The sequence below is a fragment of the Actinomyces sp. oral taxon 181 genome (genome assembly GCF_018370895.1).
Taxonomy (GTDB): domain Bacteria; phylum Actinomycetota; class Actinomycetes; order Actinomycetales; family Actinomycetaceae; genus Pauljensenia.
On the sequence record NZ_JAGYZL010000009.1, the window covers coordinates 1 to 18,612 of the forward strand.

11 protein-coding genes and 1 other RNA gene are annotated in these 18,612 nt (G+C 53.5%); all 12 read right to left on the reverse strand.

Annotated features, from left to right (window positions below; genetic code table 11):
* Positions 1-83 precede the first annotated feature (83 nt).
* The 12 genes from KHW85_RS05205 to KHW85_RS05260 all read right to left on the reverse strand — a co-directional run bounded on the left by KHW85_RS05205 (position 84) and on the right by KHW85_RS05260 (position 18,487).
* Entirely contained in the window at positions 84-2,204 is a 2,121-nt protein-coding gene (locus tag KHW85_RS05205) for a VaFE repeat-containing surface-anchored protein (protein WP_291459074.1), read from the reverse strand.
* Positions 2,205-2,629: 425 nt separating this feature from the next.
* Positions 2,630-4,774 (reverse strand): pectate lyase, encoded by a 2,145-nt coding sequence (locus tag KHW85_RS05210; RefSeq protein ID WP_291459075.1) that lies wholly within the window; start codon positions 4,772-4,774, stop codon positions 2,630-2,632.
* A 505-nt stretch (positions 4,775-5,279) separates the two neighbouring features.
* Positions 5,280-5,654, reverse strand: a transfer-messenger RNA (tmRNA) gene (gene ssrA, locus KHW85_RS05215).
* A gap of 179 nt (positions 5,655-5,833) precedes the next feature.
* The gene (locus KHW85_RS05220; protein WP_291459076.1) at positions 5,834-8,038 is read right to left on the reverse strand and encodes a YhgE/Pip domain-containing protein; all 2,205 of its coding nucleotides are present in this window, start codon (positions 8,036-8,038) and stop codon (positions 5,834-5,836) included.
* A complete protein-coding gene (locus KHW85_RS05225) occupies positions 8,035-10,635 on the reverse strand; it encodes a YhgE/Pip domain-containing protein (protein WP_291459077.1) in 2,601 nt (866 codons plus the stop codon). Before KHW85_RS05225 ends, KHW85_RS05220 begins: the two co-directional genes overlap by 4 nt.
* Before the next feature lie 81 nt (positions 10,636-10,716).
* Positions 10,717-11,244, reverse strand: coding sequence for an SsrA-binding protein SmpB (gene smpB, locus KHW85_RS05230; RefSeq protein ID WP_291459078.1), 528 nt, complete (start codon positions 11,242-11,244; stop codon positions 10,717-10,719).
* A gap of 40 nt (positions 11,245-11,284) precedes the next feature.
* A complete protein-coding gene (locus KHW85_RS05235) occupies positions 11,285-12,556 on the reverse strand; it encodes a peptidoglycan DD-metalloendopeptidase family protein (protein ID WP_291459079.1) in 1,272 nt (423 codons plus the stop codon).
* A 4-nt stretch (positions 12,557-12,560) separates the two neighbouring features.
* Positions 12,561-13,475: a permease-like cell division protein FtsX gene (ftsX, locus tag KHW85_RS05240; RefSeq protein WP_048713394.1), complete on the reverse strand. Its 915-nt coding sequence runs from the start codon at positions 13,473-13,475 to the stop codon at positions 12,561-12,563.
* Positions 13,475-14,164, reverse strand: coding sequence for a cell division ATP-binding protein FtsE (ftsE, locus tag KHW85_RS05245; protein WP_009408207.1), 690 nt, complete (start codon positions 14,162-14,164; stop codon positions 13,475-13,477). The genes ftsX and ftsE overlap by 1 nt, the downstream gene beginning before the upstream one ends.
* A gap of 105 nt (positions 14,165-14,269) precedes the next feature.
* Positions 14,270-15,397, reverse strand: a complete 1,128-nt coding sequence (gene prfB / locus KHW85_RS05250) for a peptide chain release factor 2 (protein ID WP_291459080.1) — start codon at positions 15,395-15,397, stop codon at positions 14,270-14,272.
* Positions 15,398-15,553: 156 nt separating this feature from the next.
* A complete protein-coding gene (locus KHW85_RS05255) occupies positions 15,554-16,696 on the reverse strand; it encodes an ABC transporter ATP-binding protein (protein ID WP_291459081.1) in 1,143 nt (380 codons plus the stop codon).
* 21 nt (positions 16,697-16,717) lie between these two features.
* Positions 16,718-18,487, reverse strand: coding sequence for an iron ABC transporter permease (locus KHW85_RS05260; RefSeq protein WP_291459082.1), 1,770 nt, complete (start codon positions 18,485-18,487; stop codon positions 16,718-16,720).
* Positions 18,488-18,612: the final 125 nt, after the last annotated feature.

Here is an 18,612-nt window from a genome sequence, read left to right on the forward strand (position 1 = left end):
CCCCCCCACCACTCATTTTTAGGACTGCTTATCTAAGGCTCGTATGCTCCAATCCGGTAAGTCACCTCAGATATCAACGTGCCCTACAAGCATCCTTTCCTTCCCCGACGATAGAGCACTCCACCAGCAAGGGCTCCGACTCCCGCGAGCGAGACGATCAGAAGACCTGAAGTGCCAGTACGAGCAACCTTCGGACGCTCGGGCTGTTCCACGTTGAGGGTTTGCTCAGCTGCATTGATATCTCGATGGAATGCGATTCGCTGATCACCGAGAAATAGATCTTCGAAGATGACAACGCTTTTTGCTTTGATGTCTTCTCCCTGAACATTAATCATCACCTCTGTACAGCCAGACGCTGTCCCAGCAGTGAAATCAGCTGTTCCTTCTACCAGTCGACCAGCTGCGTTCAATGGTTCACCGCTTTCTCGGTCAACCACAATTGCTTTCAGGGAGTATCGTTTCCCTGCCTCGAGGCCTTCATAGCAGACCTGATCAACGATCTTGGATGGCCCCAAGCGGCCTATGATCTGGTCACCGTCACCTCCATCGCGAGCATGCGTTGCCAGGCGAATGATTGAGGACGCTTGTCGCGTGTACTGTTCATGCGGATCCTCAACACTGGAACGGAAGGCTTCAACGCGACCGTCACCGTCAAACTCTGTTGTAAACACATAGGTCCCAATACGCTGCGGGTCTACTGAGAAACGAAGATCACCAAGCGATGGATAGTATCCATTCTTTGCGGGGACCTCGACAGCTCCAATTTCCTCTGCTTTCTCCCGGTTTTCTTCAATAACCTCAAGGCCCTGAGGGAAGAAAAGCAGACGATGACGCATGTGCGATGTGTCGGCAGCAATTCTGTCAGAACCACTCCAATGAGTGTGCCCTTCTGGGAAGCCACTCACCCAGAGATCATCGATTAAGAAGTCACCCCCATTGGTCTCTTTGAGCTGTGCGGCAGAGTGAATCTGGATCTTCCAGGGAATCACTTGCGTTTCATGAGCAAGCCCCAGCTGGTCGGCCCAATCGGCGTGGATAAGAGGAGCGTATTGCCCCTGAGCTTCCTTACTCACCCTCCATACCCAAGAAACAAATCCTGGTTTTGCCTGTCCTTCAGAAAGAGGAATACTGACCTGGCGCTCCCCTTCTCCACGAAAAACAACCGTTGTTCTGCCAAGAACTCGCATATCCTTCGAGATGAAACGTACATCCAAAGGTTCGTTTGGTGGTTCGGTCCCCAGATCGTAGGCAGTCCCTTCGAAGGTGACCGGTATTGGTCCATGCTCATCATTGATCCACTTTCCGTCACCGTAATTGGGGTCTGCAAATGCTGTGACGGTATCGCTCAGGGTATTATCCTTCACGCTGGTTTTGGCAACTTGTGAACGCCCCATTGGCTGAAAGTCCATGAGCACCTTCCAGGTCCCTCCCTTGAGGCGCTTTTCTTCCTTATCGCCACCCGGCCTGTTTCCATACGAGGCCGTGTCTTGAGTTGCCGAGTTAACTCCGTATTTCGTGAGCGTCGAGCGCACAGGGTTTTCGTAGTTTCCTACCCATTTCACGGTTCCGTTACCCGTTGCTTCCCATTCAAGATTGAGGGCATTTCCTTGTGTTTCTCCATCCCATCGGCTGGTACCCGTGGAAGTGAAACGCGCAGGACCAATGAGCATGAGGTGGAGTTTGAGTTTCGGAATCCACTCCCCTTTTTCATTCTTCACGCCGAGGTCTTTGAGTAAACCACTGCGAGGAGTCTGGCTTTCTACGCTTCCATTTTCGTAAGTTGTAACAGCAGATTCCTTAGCTTGACGCACGTAATCTTTTGCCCTGTCAAAAACTTGCGGCAGTTGACGGCGCACACCGTCAACCAAACTATTGACGGAATCTTGAGTATTCTTTCCTGATTGCTCTCCTTCAAAATTCGCGTGAATCAGAAATGAGAGAGCTGCTCGGTTCTCTTGGTGTCGGTCATCCTGGTAGCGATCAAGAAGCCACGCCATTTGCGCGGTCGATAGATCAAGCTCATCCGGCCCCCAGCGCTTGGATTCTCCCAAATCTGTAATCGATGCGGTGTCCTGCGGCTTGGGATTTGCTCGCCACATGTGAGTGCACCACACCGGGTAACGCGTCTCAACGTTGTGCGGTGCGGTGTAGGCCCCTAGCCAAAATCCTCCAGCAGATTGCGCTCCGACCCCTTTAACGTACATGCCGTTTCCTTCAAAGAGCGCGTGCGCTGGCTGCGGATTCAACGCCAGTGTGCTGAGAGTTCCGATTGCCGTTGCAAAGACCAGTGCAACAGCTCCTTTTCTTGCACGATTTCTTGCACGATGAACCCAGCGTTTTTGAATATTTGGATGCCTCCCGATCATGGCTCATTCCTTTCGCAATCACTGGAGGTCGCTCCTCCATGATGCGAGGGTATGAGGATGTCCTATCGGCTCGGGACGAGGATGCAAAATCTGTGGATAACTTCTTTCTGCGCTTACTCTGTGGACAAGATTGCTGCTCAAGCAACGCGAAATCTTATGCAGAGATTAGCGGGTGAACGAAATGCAGTATGGATACAGCACTGCCCACACTGCCGGGCAGTGCGGGCAGTAAAACTAAGGTTTGACGACGCTACTCGCGCACCTCACTTATGCGACCAAAAACGGATCACTGTCTGTGGCTGGCTAGGATTTTGGAATGATCGAGCCATCTCACCTTGGTAGGTGTAGTCATCGGAGAAGCGAGTAGTGGACGTCGGCAGGTACTGCGGGTCATCACCAAGGATAAAGTTGTAGATCTTCTTGTTACCTTCCCACGAGAAGTCCATACCGTCATTGATCTGAACACCATCAGCCTTAGGAATCCAATAACGATGGGTCTTTCCATCAACCGGATTCACCCAATCGCCGTCCCACCAGTAGAGAGCATAATTCGCATCTTCAGGGATCCCGCGGTCGACCTTGCCATTGACGCGAGCGTAATTCACAACCAGATGCTGAGCCTCATAGCCATCCCAGTCTCTACGCGGATTATTGCCAATGCTCATACCGCGAAGTTTCATCTCTTGGGAATTGAATGCGAAGTCCGATCGAACGTCCTCTGCAAAAGGACGCACGATGATGTTGTCGTAAAGATCAACGCCAGCAATGCGGCCGTTAACCTGAACTTCTTGGAAGTCGATCGCACCGCGGTGCCCGCCATAGTAGTCATCCTGCGTACCACTGCGCACAATCTTGTTGCGCTGAATGCTGGCCCTTTTGTTTAGCTTCAAGTTCCAGTCGAAATTGTGACCGCCAAAGACGGTATTCAGTCGAATACCTGCACCTTCAAAATTCCCCGTGATGAGGTTATTCTCTGCCTTCTGTCCAGCTCCACCAAAGAACCCAATTCCACCTGCACGCCACCCGAGCTCGATCGTGTTGTGCGTGAACTCGATATTGTCGGTGTGACGAGCATTTGATACATATTGGACAGCCTCATGGGGCAGCGACTGTGCGTGACTCGACCACGAGGCAAGGCCGTCATCGCCGTTTCCGCGAATATTCGAATTACGCACGGCCGAATCCCGGCTTCCCTGTGAGTAGTTCAGGCCATCGGCAAAGTTATTGCGAATACGGGAGTGATCGACCAGCATGTGCTCTGTGTACTGCATTTGATTTTCATTGACATAGTCCCCCATCCAGAAGCCACACTCGAAGTGTTCAATCCACAGGTTGATAAACTGTGAATTCTTGGTGACGCCTTGGAATCCCTTATAGTTCGCCCCTTCATCGTAACGAGACTTGAGATTAGTCGACATGTAGAAGTCTCGGAACTGCAGGTCATGGCTGGTATGTTCAAGAACAATGCCACCGCTTGCCTTGTTCGGGTTACGGAAGAAGACATTCGTGTACCAGATGCCCGCACCTTGGACCGTCAGTTGGTGGTTGTCATTCGGAGAATGCCGAACGACAAGCTGACGATCAAACTCAAAGGTTCCACGCGGAATATACAGAGTCTTGTTCTCATCCGATGCGCGCTTCAAAGCAGCCAAGAATGCATCAGAATCATCTTGTCCATCATTGGGGCGCGCATAAACCTTACGAGTTTCCCAAACACCCGGCGCTTTCTCTTCAGTCACCGTCAGGTCATCATCAGTAATGCTTACTGAATTGTCAGGGCGTGGAATTTCCGGAAGCGCCTGCTCAAGCTCAATAAAGTCAATGCCATAGACATAACCTTCACTCCCCGAACGAACAACGCTAACCGTATCTCCCGGGTTTACCTGCCGGTTAAGCAAACCGTGAACCTCATCAAAAAGGAAGCGGGCATGTGCCGGGCCATTACCGGGATCTTTCTGCCATTCCTCGTCATACACCTTGCTCTTCTGAACGTACTGATACGCAGTTTCTGACGAGAGATTAAAAGTGGCAGCCGTCTCTCCGTTGACACGAATATCAACACTTCCGGCCGCGTGATCAGGAAGAGTGAATCGAAGATCAATTGCATTCCCGGGAACTTCGGCAGTGAAGCTTACTGAAGAATCCTGGCCTTCGAGTTCAACATAGGACTGTTCGCCAGCTTCAATCGCCGTCGAGTCGAGCATTGTGTTGACGGGCTGACTCTCGTCAAGAGAGACGATGTGTGCGCGGTCAAGTCGGCCACGCTCGGCCTCGTAACGGGTATAGGGGAAGGAAGCGCCATAAGTTGTATCACTATCGGCAGCGACGGCACTGTTACCGCCCAGTGAAGGCACCATTGCAATGACGGCAGCCGCGCCAACTGCTCCCACAATCTTTCGGTGTTTCATGAAGAAGTTCTTCCTTTGTATCGGCAGCGACACCACTTCCGCATATGAGATTGCGAAATTTGGTCGCCTCTAGGTGTCGAAATAGGCAGCCCAACCGTTTTTACGGCTATGAGAAGGCCTATACGTTTTCAACCCTAAGGAAGCTTCGTGGGAGCATTTGTAAAGGAATCTTGATTCGGACTCATCATCTGCTACAAGATTTCTGCACGAATTCTTATGAATTACTTATACATTTTGATGCGCATAATTTAGCGGATTTACGCGCAAAATGATGCGCATTGATGCGTAACGAATCTTCGCTTCAAGTTACTCAGAAAGCACGCTCTCTAAAGCATTGGAAGCGAATATTCACCAAGTTATTTTGCTGGATTTTTCGATTTCAACGTCTGCGGTCCCTCTGCGTAGATCCTTTATGCATCATTGGGCAGAGCACCGCCCCCAAAGACCATTAAAGCGCGAAATAACAACAGAAAGCCTCGGAACTTCAACGAAGTTCCGAGGCTAATTGTGGAGATGGGGGGAATCGAACCCCCGTCCAACAGCCGACCCCGAGGTCTTCTCCGAGCGCAGTCTGCGAGTTATTTCTCAGCCCCTGGCATCATGCAGACCTGCTACCAGATAGGCTCAGTTGATTAAGTGTCGGAGCCGTCCTACCAACACGAACGGCACCCAGTGGCTTCCTAGACGACGCCAGACACCGGACCGGAAGCAACTTCCGGGCTGACGGACTAAAGGTTCACGCGGCAATCAGGCGGCGAGAACGTAGTCGGTGCGATTCTGTTCGGCACCTATTGGTTTGCACACATCGTTAACGAGTAGAGCATGCCTCCTCGGCTCGCTTCCCCTCGATCGACGACCGCTGTCGAAACCGATCATCCCCTATTGAGTTCTTCACTCACCGGCGCCCTGCCACCACAGCAGCACAAACACCGGACTTGAAATCATACGTCCCAGCAGCTGAGCTGGCAAGAGATTCCCGAGGCCTCGCCCCGCTCCCCCGTTCCCCGCACGCAGGTAGCCGCAGCTCCTTGGCCTCGACGAAGAAAAACAGGGGAGGTTCTACATAAGCTTTGTGGACTCCAGCTTCTCAACCAAGAGTCGCGTCCTCTTGATAAGCAAAGGACGCAATCCAAAACCAAGCAGCGCTGCAACGAATGCAAAGGCCCCCAGCAACAGCATTGCATCAAGATACTCCCCGCCCGAGTACCCCGCGATCGCAGCGCGCAGGGCACTAATTCCATGGGTCGCCGGCAGGTACGGCGAAATTGCCCGGAAGAAACTGGGCAGAATATCCAACGGGAAGGATCCGCCGGCACCCGTGATCTGCAAGACCAGGAACAGTACGCCCAAGGCTTTCCCCGCATTACCGAAAGTAGCGATAAAGGTATAGAGCAGGAAAGAAAACACCAAGGCAATCGCCCACCCGGTAAACATAACTAGCCAGGGATGAGCGTGCTGGATCTTTACAAAGAACAGCAAGCCCAAGCACATAATGGTGGCCTGGGTCAAAGCAATCAGCCCGAAAATTATGTAGCGCCCAAGGAAGCCTTCCCACAGAGCTAAGCGATGCCTCTTGAAATACTCGACAGTTGGATGGGAAGAATCCAATCCTTCAACAACATTCTCTGTGGTGACATCACTGCGAATGGTGATGATCATGAGGACCGACCCCACCCACAGTGCGAGCGCCGTATAGAAGGGCGCCATCTGAGAACCAAAATTCTCGACCGGATACACCGCAATGGTGGTGACGCCCACGGGAGCCGCAAGAGCAACGGCCAGAGCCTGAGGATCTGAGCCAATGACGGTGCGGACCTGCGCAAGGTTCCCACTTTGCAAAGCATCATTCAACTTGTTATGAATGTCTGCGATCTTTTGCGAGGCTTCACGAAGGTGATTTCCAATTCCGCTAAACGTCGATTGAAGTTTCGATAGCCCCTCACGAACCCCATTCGAGCCATCATTGACACTGGAGCTGGCTGCAGACAGCTGTGCGCGCAGGTTTTCCATCGATGAGGTTGCTGAAGTGATGGTTCCCGAAAGCTGTTCTAATTGTGGACGTAGGGTGGAGTCAACATCGCTCTTCAAATTGGAGATAGCCGACTGAGCTTGTCCAACGAGGTTCTTGACATCCTGGCGATTTGAGCCAGCATCTGCAACGCTCTTTTCCATGTCATCAGCAAGCTTATTCATCGCATCCTGCAGCGCGCTCAGACGGTCAGCAGAAGCTTGCAGGCGATCCAGAACATCTTGAGAAATAGGTGTTCCCGGCAGATTTGCCAGCGTTTCCTTCACATGCAGGTACTGCGTTGCTTGATTGCCCACCGACGAGGCCTGGGAACGCAAGGTCGCCACCGCCGAAGCAACGCTACTGCCGCCTCGGGAATACACATCATCAATGGATGCAGAAAGTACCTCGAGGGAATGAGCAGACGCACTCACGGCTGAGGAAAGAGCAGAGGCAGCGTGCGAAGCCCCAGCGCTGATCTGGTCAATGGAAGCCGAAGCGTTATTTGCCGCGCTCTCCAGCGGATCTCGGGCCTTCGAAGCATTGGCAATCATGGTCTGCGTAGAATCCACCAGCTGCACGGAGGCGGCGATAAGTCCGGCATAGGCATCCGCGCTGCTTGCCGCAGCGTTCAGGCGCTGCGAGGTCGACTCCAGGCGAGAATTCAGCGCCTGGATACCGCGAACATTCGTGGGATCAGAGAGCGAATCTGAAAGCGAAGAAGCCGTATCCACGGCAATTTCTGCAACAGTCTGCGCAAATACCTGGTTGATTTGCGCAGAAACGCGCTCTGCACCTTGACCGGCGATTTTTGGTGCCAGGCCATTCTTCTTTTCATTGATGTAGTAGGTCAGGGGTGTCGAATGCGCATCACTGGAAAAGAAAGTCAGCATCTCTTGAGAGAAGTCCGAAGGGATGACAACCGCCGCGTAGTACTCCCCCGATCGAGTCTTCTCAATTGCTTGTTCTTCGCTATCAATCACCCAATTGAATTGCTCATTCGTCCGTAAAGCTGACACAACACGGTTACCGATATTGACCTCAAGGGGAATCAGATCAGACTTATACCCCCTGTCGGTATTGGCAATCGCAATCCGTAGGTTTTTTGTGTTGGCAAAAGGGTCCCATGATGCGGAGATGTTGAACCACGCAAAGAATGACGGAAGAACAACCAGTCCAAGAACAACGACCATACTGATCACGCTTCGATGTGCTCGCGAAAGATCAGCGCGGAAGATTTCCCATACCGCTTTCACTTCTCGCTCCCTTCTTCCGCTGCTTCTTCATCGTGCACAGCAGCGCTCTTCTTCGCTGCCGAGGCGAAGAGCGCTGCTGTACCACGAGCCCTCCGTTGCAAAAGCGAGCGCACATCGGAGTCATTCATATTTGTGAGCAACTGCTGACGTTCAAGAGACTCACGAACAAACTCGACAGCAATCAAGAATGCGATAATCGCGAGGATCCACACAATCCACAGTCCCAACATCATCGGCACCTCGGTCGCACTCGTAACAGATAACACCGCAAGGAGAGCCGGAACGACAATCCCCAGAACAAGCGCTGCACGGCGCATCCGCGGATAACGACGTTCAAAGGTGCGTACCCGACGCGAAACGGAACGCGAATACGACTCATGGTCGGCAAGAACAGAGACGATCTGGGAAAGACGGAAACGCGAGGAGGGAAGACGAGTGGCCTCGCTAATAAACAATCCAGAGCACGACAGATCACGGGTCACCATCGCGTTAAGGTTCACAAGATACGGACGCAAAGCAAGTCCGATGGTGAAAGAGAGCGCCACGTGAATCGCCAGCACTCCAATTGCTCGAATATACGCGTGGTCATAGAAGCCACCGACCGTTTCGCGCATCGCATTAATGCCATAGGTGAAGGGGAAAAGCGGATAGAGGAAACGGAAGAAGGAGGGCATCATCTCGATGGGATACAGGCCAGCAGAGCCCGGGATCTGCAGCATGACAATGATGACACATAGGCCTTTACCAATGTGTTGGAAGCAAGTCGCCAACATGTAAATAATCGAGAGGTAGGCCAGGGAACTGATCATCGCTGTCCCAACAAAAGCAAGCTTGGAGACAGTTTGGATCCCAATGATGAGATCTCCAATGGATACAACCAGTGCCTGCCCAAGTGCAAAGAGCGCCAGAAGCATCCATCGCGACATATAACGCTGGACCGAGCTCATGGGACCGACTTCCTCGTCATCGACCTCGAGCTTCAAAATAACGACAAGAGAAAATGCACCGATCCACAACGCAAGGTTCGTAAAGAGCGGCGCCATTGCGGAGCCATATGTGGCAACTGGGAAGACGGCCTGGGTTTGGATCGACGTCGGCGCGGCCACAAATTCAGCGATCTTTTCAGGGTTCAGATTCATGGAGCCTGAAAGAGAATGAATCGCATTCGAGGAAGAAATCGCGGAGATATCTCCCTGTACGCTTCCAAGGTCATTCATCAATGCGCTGACGTTTGTCGCTGACTGGGCAAGAGTGGTCTTCGTGGAATCAAGAAGCGCAGTGAGCTGATCAAGCAGGCCATTCATCTGTTCTCGTTGACCTTGAAGCACGGCAATTGCAGAACGAAGATTCGCTGAGGCGCTCGACATTTGATCCAGCGCATTGGAAATCGTGGGAAGTTGGTCTCCGATACCCGAGCGCGCTTGAGCAGCGGAATTACTCAGTTCTTGGCTGGAGCTGTGAAGTGTCGCGAGCGCTTGGGTGATCGAATTCGAGGTCGTCGCAAGACTGCCGTTAAGAGTCGACAAGTTCGCCAGAGTTTGTCCAACCTGAGAATTTTGCGTGCTCAGGTCCTGCAAAGCTTGCGAGGCCGTGGGAAGTTGTGCGATTCCTAAGTTTTGAAGTTGGCGCAGGATGTCCCCATTGGTCTGATTGATGGACTGTCCTTCTGTCAGGAGCCCATTAATCGTTGTCGTTGCGCCTTGCACTCCCCCGTTGAATGCCCCTCCTGCAGCCGATGCCTTCGCACTGGCTTCAGTAGCATGATTCGTCAGCCCATCGAGCGCACCAGACATATTGGTGCTGAAATTCGACAAAGTGGAGCGCGTGTCATTTACTAACTGATCTGCCTGGGACAGCGCGCTGTTGAGATCAGACAGGCTCGAATCGGCCGAATTCAACGAATTGCGTGCACCAGAAACCTTTTCCTTGGCCGCATCGATCCTGCCGTCCATCCCTTTGAGTGTCTGTTCAGCTTCCCCCAGCTGGTCGCGAGCTACGGTGATCTTATCTTTAAGATCAGAACGGTTACTCTGCAAAATGTCAGAAATGGAGCGCCCAGTTGAGGAGAGCTTTGCAGAAAGGGTCTGCGCGACGGTCGAGACAAAAGTCGAGTTGATCTGTTGATCAAGGGCATTTGCACCGGCTCCAGTAATTTTTGGAGCAATGGCGTTGTTGCGCTCATTAACGTAGTACTGCACGTTTGGCTTTGAATAGGTGCCGTCAACAATGCCCGTTAATTTTTGAGAAAAGTCTGAGGGGATGACGATCGCGGCATACGCTTGGCCCCGCTCAACATCCTTTTGTGCTTGATCGGCAGAAACGAAATACCAACCCAGCTGGTCATTCGCACGTAGTTGATTTTCTACCGTAGTCCCAACGTTAATGAAACCGATGATGTCTTTCGTCGCACCCTGATCTTCATTGGCAACCGCCACGCGAATCTTCCCTGTATTCGAATAGGGATCCCAAAAACCGACAATGTTAAACCACGCATACAGTGCTGGTACGAAGAGAAGACCGACAATGACAATCCACGCGGCAGGCACGGTTACCATCCGCCGCATGTCTCGCTTGAGCGATCGCACAACGGGCTTCATCAACGCTCCTCAAAAAGAACAGGCTGTGTAACCTCCCAAATAGGGGGGGCACACAGCTCTTCCTCGTGAACACGCCGCCGATCAGCGACGTGCTTGTTTGACATAGCGACGCATCGCGCGCTCTGCCTCACGCTGGTCCTGTTTTTCACGCAGGGCCTGACGTTTATCCCACTCTTGTTTACCGCGAGCAAGGGCAATCTCGACCTTTGCGCGGCCGCCGATAAAGTACAGCTCAAGGGGAACGATGGTGTATCCCTTGGCAGAAGACTTATCGGCCAGAGTGGAAATCTGACTGCTATGCAGCAGTAGCTTCCTCTTTCGCGTCGGCGCGTGGTTGGTCCACGAGCCCTGGGCATACATGGGGATATTTGCCCCGTACAGCCAGGCCTCGCCGTTCTTAATCTCTACCCAGGCGTCAACAAGCGAAGCACGTCCCATTCGGAGGGCTTTCACTTCGGTCCCCGAAAGGACCATGCCGGCCTCCCACGTATCTTCAATGAGATAGTCGTGGCGAGCCTTCTTATTGCGCGCAATTGTTTTCTTCTCGTCCGAGGCGGCCTTACGCTTTTCGGATTCGGTAGGCTTTGGTTTCTTCCATTCCTTCGGCATAAGCACCCCCTCAGTGAAAAATTACAGGAGAACTATTGTCCTACAAGTAATCCAGAGGTTCAACATCAGCCCCATTGCGCATAACGGACAGGTGCAAGTGGCAGCCAGTGGCGTATCCGGTAGCGCCGACCCATCCCAGCACCGTATCGCGTCCAACGTGCTGACCAACATGGACATTGGTGGCCTGCATATGAACATACGCAGTCGACATGGACGCGCCATTCATCATCCCGTGGTTCACGTAGACAACGTTTCCGCCAGCGGTTTCAACGGTCACAGCGGTGACAACACCTTCGGCAACCGGATAAATTTCAGTACCGCAGTTTGCCGCAAAGTCTGTTCCATTGTGGTAACGAGAAATCCCAAGGACGGGGTGGACTCGCCACCCGAATGGTGACGTCACAACCAAAGGAACAGGAAGCGGGCTAGAGAAGTTCGAGGAGGAGGTATAGCGCCTATTCTGGCGACGGTTCTCTTCATCGATCGCAGCGAGCTTCGAGGTCGCATCTTGGTATTCGCGCTGCCACTGACCAAGTTGCTCTTCAGCCTGAGCCTTCTGTGCATCCCACTGGGCGCGTTTTTCTTCCGAGGTTTTCTTCAGTTCGGCGAGTTCACGCAGTTTCGTTTCCGCAGTGTTCTTTGCGCTCTCCGCTTCTTCCGAGGCCTTACGTGCTTTCTCCTCCAGAGAGGAAATTCGGGAAGTAACGGCGTCTTGTCTGCTCTGCTGGTTGCGCGTCGCCGCCTGCATATCCATTGCTTGACTGAGCGCACTGTCTTGAGCGCGTGTCAACGCATCCGCCGCGGCTGCACGATCAGCAATTTCCTCGGTTCCCGAAGACGACAGTGCGATCAGAAGGGGCGAGCTCACTCCCCCAGACTGATACATCTCGCGCGCCAACGCACCCACAGCTTTTTGAGATTCCTCTTGCTGTTTGCGTGCTTTCTCCATCGCAGTGTTAAGACGAGCAACCTCCGCCTGAGCTGCATTCAGTTGTGTCTGCGCAACATCATGTTCGCGCTTGGCACCCTCGTAGCGTTCATTAGCAGTGTCAAACTCAGCCTGAGCAACGGGGATCTGCGCATTCGCAGTTTCAAGGTCTAAGTAAACCTGGGCGAGCGAAGCATCCAAACCCTCAAGGTTGTTGCGAAGGTCTTGCACGTGCTGCGCAGACTCGCGCTGAGCCTGAGCAACGCGATCACGATCTTCATCTGCAAAAGCGGGTGGTACCAGAGCCAGGGGCGCTGCAACAACAAGCAGCGCAACCATACTGGTAAGTCCCGTTGAAAAACCGTGAAAACGCGTCTTTGCCATAGGATCAGATCTTCGTGTACTTCGCGAGTGAGAATGCGGATGCCGACAGTGCAAGGAGCACCGCAGCAACGATGAGGATCGGGGACATGATCCACACCTCACGCATGCCAATAAAGTTCGTCCAACGGAAGGCCTGCGCAAGCCACTGATTGACTAGGACGTGAACACCGACGAACAGGGTTCCCACTGCCAAGAGAGCACCGACCACCGCAGCAATCGCGCCCTCAATCATGAAGGGAGCTTGAATAAACAGATTCGAGGCACCAACCAGTCGCATGATGGAGGTTTCGCGTTCACGACTCATCGCGGACAGACGAATGGTGGTCGTAATGAGCAAGACCGCAGCGACGATCATGACGCCCGCCAAGCCTAGCGACAGGCCTCGGGCCTTACCCAAAACCTGGAACAGGGGCTCAACAATCTCACGCTGATCCTTGACAACGGACACACCAGCTGAACCGGTGAATTCGTCGCGAATAATGCTGAATTGTTCGGGATTGACGAGCTTGACGCGGAAAGAAACCTGCATCATGTCCTCGGTCGTCCACTGCCCCAGCGGAGAATTACCGTAGATCTTCACGAAATTCTTAAAGGCCTCAGCCTTTGATTCTTCGTAGACGTCCTTCACGTAGGGAGCCAGCTCTGCAGAACGGAGCTTATCGCGGACCGCCGCAATCTGTGTTTCCGTTGCCTCTTGGTTATTGCAGCTCGGAGTCTGGTCATTGTTGGCACACATGTAGATCGACACCTCGATCTTGTCGTACCACTGACTCTTCATTCGCGAGACCTGCATCTGCGAAAGGCCTGCAATACCCACAAATAGCAGGGACACGAAGGTCACGATCACCACGGCAACAGACATCGCGCGGTTTCGCGACAGGCCCTTGCCAACTTCCGAAAGAATAAAACGTAACTTCATTACTTCACCGCCCCATACACGCCGCTGTTCTGATCACGAGCAACCGTTCCATCGTGCAATTCAATGACGCGCATACGCATCTGGTTCACGATTGCGGCGTCGTGTGTTGCCATAACAACCGTGGTCCCATTGCGGTTAATACGATCCAGCAAACGCATAATTCCAAGCGAGGTATCTGGGTCCAAGTTACCGGTTGGCTCATCTGCAAGAAGCAACTCGGGACGGTTCACCATCGCGCGCGCAATTGCCACACGCTGTTCTTCACCGCCGGAAAGCTCATGGGGAAGACGTTTTTCTTTGCCCGCCAAACCGACCAGTTCCAGAACATCGGGAACCTGGGTTTCAATGGCATGGCGAGGCTTACCAATAACCTCCATCGCCAGAGCAACGTTTTCATATACGGTCTTTGAAGGCAGCAAACGGAAGTCCTGGAACACGGTCCCGACCTGGCGTCGCAGCTTAGGAACCGACCAACGCGAGAGTTTACCCACGTCATGGCCAAGGACCCACACCTTTCCTGACGTCGCACGAATTTCCCTCATGGTGAGCTGAAGGAAGGTGGACTTACCGGAACCGGACTTTCCCACGAGGAAGACGAACTCTCCGCGCTTCACTTCAAGGGAAACATCATCTAACGCCGGACGCGCACCAGGCTGATACACCATGGTGACGTGATCAAATCGAATCATGAGCCGTCTCTGATTGGGGTTATGGTCCCTTTTACCCTATGCAGCTCGGGCCTCAAAACTTAGGCGACACGCGCAAAAACCCGGGCTAGGCCCGGGTTTTTCGCATCAGTCTTGATTCTGTTGGTTCTTGCGCCAACGAATTCCGGCGTTGATAAAGCCGTCGATATCACCATCGAAGACGTTCTGAGGATTGCCGGATTCGTATTCGGTACGCAGGTCCTTCACCATCTGGTAGGGCTGCAAGACGTAGGAGCGCATCTGGTCACCCCACGAGGCCTTCACATCACCCGCGAGCTCCTTCTTCTTCGCTTGTTCTTCCTCATGACGTAGCACAAGAAGGCGAGATTGCAGAACTCGAAGAGCAGCCGCACGGTTTTGAATCTGCGACTTTTCATCCTGCATCGAAACAACAATACCCGTCGGAATGTGTGTCATTCGAACGGCGGAGTCCGTCGTATTCACCGACTGACCACCGGGACCAGAGGAACGGAAAACATCGATCTTCAGTTCAGACTCGGGAATCTCAATGTGGTCCGTCGACTCGATCAGAGGAATAACCTCAACAGCAGCGAAAGAAGTCTGACGACGCCCCTGGTTATCGAAGGGGCTGATTCGCACGAGGCGGTGGGTGCCGGCCTCGACCGAAAGAGTGCCATAGGCGTAAGGAGCTTGGACCTCAAAGGTTGCAGACTTTAAGCCAGCTTCTTCTGCATAGGAAGTATCCATAACCTTCGTCGGATACCCGTGGCGCTCTGCCCAGCGCAAGTACATGCGCAGCAGGATCTCAGCGAAATCTGCAGCATCCACGCCGCCAGCGCCGCTTCGGATTGTAATGACCGCGTTGCGCTCGTCGTATTCACCGTCAAGAAGAGTGCGGATCTCAAGAGCGGACATGTCGTCCTTCAATGAGGCAAGGTCAGATTCGGCCTCGGCAAAAATATCTTCCGCGTCCGCAGGATCGCTCTCAGCGGTCTCACGGGCCATGTCAACAATCGCCTCGAGATCGTCAATGCGCTCTTCCATTGCCAGAACACGATCGAGCTCGCTCTGGCGGTGCGAGAGCTGTGAAGTCACTTCCTGTGCATGCGCGGGGTCATCCCACAGGTCAGGAGCAGCTGCCTTCTGCGACAGCTCCGCGATTTGAGCGCGAAGACGCTCGGGCTGTACAACGGCGGAAATATTTTCCATCGTCGTACGCAAGGACTGGATTTCTTCAGAAAACTCAATGGCCACGTCTAAAGGGTAGCCGATTCATCTAATTATTGACGAGGCCGGGGCCGGGTGAGGGACAATCACTCCCCTCACCCGGCCCCGGCCGTGCCGTTATTTCACTGTATTTTGCGCCTGTATAACGTATCCGCCTGCATTCAGGCGATTGCGCCCAGCATTTCAGGAGGCCAGCTGGCCAGAAGGCAAGAGCCACGCCTTCTCGGCCTCGATACCGAGGCGCACATACTGACCTTCTTCAAGAAGGTCCTCTGCACGCGGGTCAGAGACCACACACACCAGCGAGCCAAACTCGGTTTCGATCTCGTATTCAACGGTTTCGCCGTAGAAGATCGAGGTAACAACTTGACCCAGCGAACCGGTCAGTGTCGCAGGCTTTTCATCGGTTGCAGCGATACGCATGGATTCAGGACGAACCAGAACAACCAAGTCATCGCCCGAACGAATGGCTTCCTTTGCACTCTCTGATGCGTGGACATTGAGCTGCTGGCCCAGAGCCTCAATCTGAACCTTGCCGTCCTCGCCGACCTCACTGGCCTTTGCGGGAACAAAGTTTGCGCGGCCAACAAAGTCAGCAACAAAAACGCTGGCCGGGTGCAGGTAGATTTCCTCGGGGGTATCCACCTGTTCGATTCGTCCTGCATTCATTACGACAATGCGGTCGGACATTGCCATTGCTTCGGACTGATCATGCGTCACGTACACGGAGGAAATCCCCAGACGCTTTTGCATCCGACGGATCTCCACGCGCATCTTCACACGCAGCTTTGCATCCAAGTTCGACAAAGGCTCATCGAAGAGCAGAACCTTCGGACGAACGACCATCGCTCGGGCCAATGCAACACGCTGCTGCTGGCCACCGGAAAGTTGGGAAGGAGCGCGATCCGCCATCGCGGTCAGGTTCATTGCCGCAAGTGCGATATCAACCTCTTCCTTAATTTCCGCTGCGCTCTTCTTACGCAGATGAAGGCCGTACGCTACGTTCTCACGCACACTCAGGTGCGGGAACAATGCGTAGGACTGGAACACCATGGACATGGGACGCTTGTTCGGCGGAATAACCACCATGTTTTCGCCATCGAGCATGACCTGGCCCGAAGTCGCATCTTCGAAGCCCGCGATCATACGCAGGGTCGTGGTCTTGCCACAGCCCGAGGGTCCCAGAAGGGTGATGAATTCACCGGGGTGAATATCCAGGTTGATGTGATCAACCGCGGTGACCTCGGAAGCGGTGTTCGAGAAGGTCTTGGTCAGCTCCACCAGGGACAGGCGGCCGGGAGCATTTGTGTCATTCGTATTCGACATGGGTCTTTCCTTTGTCAACAATTACATGCCCGCGCCATTGGTGGCGGTGACAGATTTATCTCGAACAAGAACATTTGTTAGGCCGATAACAGCCATCACGATGACAATCAAGATCGTGCAGAAGGCAAAAGCGTTACCGAAACGGCCCGCATCAACCTCAGCAAGAATCTGAGAGGTCATGATCTTCGTCTTAGGAGTCGTGATGAAAATGATCGGCGACAGCGTCGTCATGGATCGCGCGAATGCGTAGGTCAAGCCAGCGATAAATGCCGGACGAATCAGAGGAAGCGTCACCTTCATAAAGGTATGCAAGCCCGATGCACCCAAGGAGGTCGAGGCCTCGTCAATCGAATGGTCGACCTGGTGGAGAGAAGCAATACCGGAACGCTGGCCCGAGGGCATCGAACGCGCAACGTAAACCATAATGATCGCCAGGGCACCACCAAAGACCGCGGAACCACCCGCGAGCGCGGGCATGAGCATCAGTTTTCCGCCGACAATGATCGGCTTGTTATAGGTGATGAGGTAACCAATACCCAGAACCGTACCGGGAACAGACAGGCCGAGCATGCCCAGGAAGTCCATGAAGCCGGCCGAGGCCTTGAGACGCACGACTACCAGCCATGCAACAACCATGCCCAAGACACCAGCGATGGGAGTTGCGATCAGAGCCAAGATGGTCGTGTCGATGATTGCATCATTGCCGATGCCCGAGAGCACGTACTTGAAGTTCTTCAGAGTGAAGGTGTTGTCCACACCCAAGATCGAGACGAATGCTCCGACAATAACCGTTGCGTAGATAGTGACAACAAAAGCTGCCAGCAGCAAGGTTGCAATTCCCAGTGGGATGCGCGCCTTCATTGAGCGAACCATACGAACCTTGCCGGTCGGCTTACCCGTCACGGTAACCGTTGAGGAGCGTCCTGACCAGTAGCGCTGTAGAAGGAAGACAAGTAGCGCAGGAACGAGAAGGATCAATGAGTATGCCGAGCCCGCAGCCGTGTTGTATTCGCCGTTAACAGCGATGTACGCGCGCGAGGCCAGAACGGTGAAGTCACCGCCGATAACCAGCGGGTTCGCCAGGTCAGCAATGGCCTCGACGAAAAGAAGAAGGAAGGAAGCGGCAAAACCGGGGACGAGCATCGGAAGCGTGACGGTACGGAAAATTGTCCACGATGACGCACCCAAGGAAGCGGCGGCCTCTTCCATCGCCGGGTCAAGGTTCTTGAGCATTCCGAGCATATTCATGTATGCGACGGGGAAGAAGGAAAGAGATAAAACCAGGGTCAGACCTGAGAGGCCATAAATATTCCACTGCTGTCCCAGAACCTGCGTCGAAATCAAGCCGTTACGACCAAACAGGGTGATAACCGATGTTGCCACAGCGAAAGGCGGCGAGACGATCGGGATCATGCAGATCAGGTGGAGGATCTTCTTACCCGGGATATCGACTCGCGCTTGCACGTAGGCGAAGAAGAAACCAGCAAGAGTGCCGATCAAGCCAACAACCAGGCCCAAAACGATCGTGTTCAGTGCAATCGTTCGGTTCGTTGTCGAGCTGGCGAAGGAGGTCAAAACCTTCAGGCCATCAGTTGAGAAGGCTCGCGCTAGGATCGTGACCAGCGGCAGCAAGACCAGAAGGAAGAGAACTGCCGTAATGATTGCGACGATCGCAACCGTCACAGGGTCGCGACGCACCTTCGTTCGTTTTTTCTTTCCCGAGGCCACGGCTTGCGCCTGCGGGGTTTGCGCCCCTTGGGTGCGTGGTGGCGCAACTGTCTCCACTGACATTGGCTATCCGATCTCTCCAAGTACCCGCGTAACGCGGAAAAGTCCCTGTTGATGTGCACGTCGTTCAGCGGACATGCGAAGAAAGAGGGAGGGGATGGAACAGGGACATGGAAAGAACCATCCCC